This is a genomic window from Vibrio mimicus CAIM 602 (genome assembly GCF_000338875.1).
GTDB lineage: Bacteria > Pseudomonadota > Gammaproteobacteria > Enterobacterales > Vibrionaceae > Vibrio > Vibrio mimicus.
The window spans coordinates 1-1,942 of record NZ_AOMO01000003.1 but is presented as its reverse complement, the minus strand read 5'-3'; the positions used below and the strand labels follow the sequence as shown (position 1 = coordinate 1,942).

Genomic DNA, 1,942 nt, shown 5'->3' with positions numbered 1-1,942 from the left:
TTGGACGTGTGTTTTGCTTGATGCTTTTGCGTAAAAATGACTTTCAAGAAAATGTGTTTAAAAATCATTGTTAAACAATGGGCTACGAAACTAACAAACGCCTCAAGAGGGACTGTCAACGCGTGGCATTTCCAGTCCCAATGAGCCGCGGTGGTTGCAGTTGTTGTGTTTGAGTTTAGTGTTAATGCGTTGCCAGCCCCTTAGGCGGGCGTTAGCTGTGTTATGGAGTAAGCACGATGATTACAATTAGAAATTACAGCGTAGAAGATGCCAAAGCACTATGGGATATTCACTTTCATACAATTCGGAATATTAATATTCGTGACTATTCTCAAGCTCAAGTCGAAGCTTGGGCTCCAGAACGTCTAGATCCGTCAGTCTGGGAAAAACGGATGAAAGGGTTATCTCCATTTGTTGCTGAAATAGACGGTGTCATTGTTGGCTACACAGATTTGCAAGCTAGTGGGCTTATAGACCATTTCTTTTGTCACCATGAGTATCAAGGCAAAGGTGTAGGTAAAGCTCTAATGAATCATGTTTTTAAGGTTGGCAATTCGCGCGGTATAAAACGTTATTTTTCTGAAGTCAGTATCACTGCTCGTCCATTTTACGAACACTTCGGTTTTAAAGTAGTTCAAGCCCAAGAAATGGAAGTCCGTGGTCAAAAACTAAGAAACTTTGTAATGGAAAAATACAGCTAACAAGCGCCTCAAGAGGGACTGTCAACGCGCTGCGTTTCTAGTCCCAATGAGCCGCGGTGGTTACAGTTGTTGTATTTGAGTTTAGTGGTAATGCGTTGTCAGCCCCTTAGGCGGGCGTTAGGTATTTGGAGGCATCATGAGAGCTATCTTTTTGATTCTTTGCGCAGTTTTATTGAATGGCTGCTTGGGCATGCCCGAATCAGTAAAACCGGTGTCGGATTTTGAACTGAACAACTATTTAGGCAAATGGTACGAGGTTGCTCGACTCGATCACTCCTTTGAAAGAGGTTTAAGTCAGGTTACTGCGGAATACAGTGCTCGAAATGATGGTGGAATTTCGGTTCTTAATCGTGGTTATTCTGAAGAGAAAGGTGAGTGGAAGGAAGCGGAAGGCAAAGCTTACTTTGTGAATGGCTCAACAGACGGCTATCTGAAGGTTTCATTTTTTGGCCCATTCTATGGTTCCTATGTGGTGTTTGAGTTAGACCGTGAAAACTACAGTTATGCTTTTGTATCAGGGCCGAATACAGAATATCTGTGGTTACTTTCAAGAACGCCTACTGTAGAACGAGGCATTCTGGACAAGTTCATAGAAATGTCGAAAGAGCGTGGTTTTGATACAAATCGGCTCATTTACGTTCAGCAGCAATAAATACCTAACAAACGCCTCAAGAGGGACTGTCAACGCGCGGCGTTTCCAGTCCCATTGAGCCGCGGTGGTTGCAGTTGTTGTGTTTGAGTTTAGTGGTAATGCGTTGCCAGCCCCTTAGGCGGCGTTAGCTTCTTAAAGCGAAAATTATCAAATCTGGGTTTAATTGCTTTGAAAACTCAGCTTTTCGCATTCAAATTTCACAACTTGGCTTTCGAGTTTTTCTGATGCCGATTTGGTAGAAAGTGTTGAAAGTTCAGCAGGATCAAAGCCGCTGAAAACCCACAAGCCTCGATGTTTCAAGGTTGTTGGATGTTCCACACGGCAAGTTTGGTTTCACAAAAGGCTGCATCATCGCTGTGATCTTGCTTTCTTTGTCGCGGACTCTTAACCGTGGCCAACTTAGCCTAGATCGTTTTAAGTTTTGGCAGCCAACTTCACAACTTTTGGCGTTGGACGTGTGTTTGTGTGATGCCTCTGCGTAAAATGGCTTTCAAGCAAATGTGTTTAAAAAATCATTGTTAAACAATAGGCTACGAAGCTAACAAACGCCTCAAGAGGGACTGTCAACGCGCGGCGTTTCCAGTCCCAA

Annotated in this window: 3 protein-coding genes and 1 pseudogene; all 4 read left to right on the top strand. The window is 43.5% G+C overall.

The window, feature by feature from the left end; translation table 11 throughout:
* Positions 1-236 precede the first annotated feature (236 nt).
* The 4 genes and pseudogenes from D908_RS18065 (at position 237) to D908_RS22985 (ending at position 1,875) form a co-directional block, all read left to right on the top strand.
* Positions 237-701: a GNAT family N-acetyltransferase gene (locus D908_RS18065; RefSeq protein WP_005522109.1), complete on the top strand. Its 465-nt coding sequence runs from the start codon at positions 237-239 to the stop codon at positions 699-701.
* Between the two features lie 136 nt (positions 702-837).
* Entirely contained in the window at positions 838-1,353 is a 516-nt protein-coding gene (locus D908_RS18070) for a lipocalin family protein (protein ID WP_005522107.1), read from the top strand.
* A 356-nt stretch (positions 1,354-1,709) separates the two neighbouring features.
* Positions 1,710-1,772, top strand: a pseudogene (locus tag D908_RS22990) (DUF645 family protein); the annotation flags it as partial.
* Positions 1,762-1,875, top strand: coding sequence for a Tfp pilus assembly protein (locus tag D908_RS22985; RefSeq protein WP_302848778.1), 114 nt, complete (start codon positions 1,762-1,764; stop codon positions 1,873-1,875). The pseudogene D908_RS22990 and the gene D908_RS22985, both read left to right, overlap by 11 nt.
* The last annotated feature ends 67 nt before the right edge of the window (positions 1,876-1,942 follow it).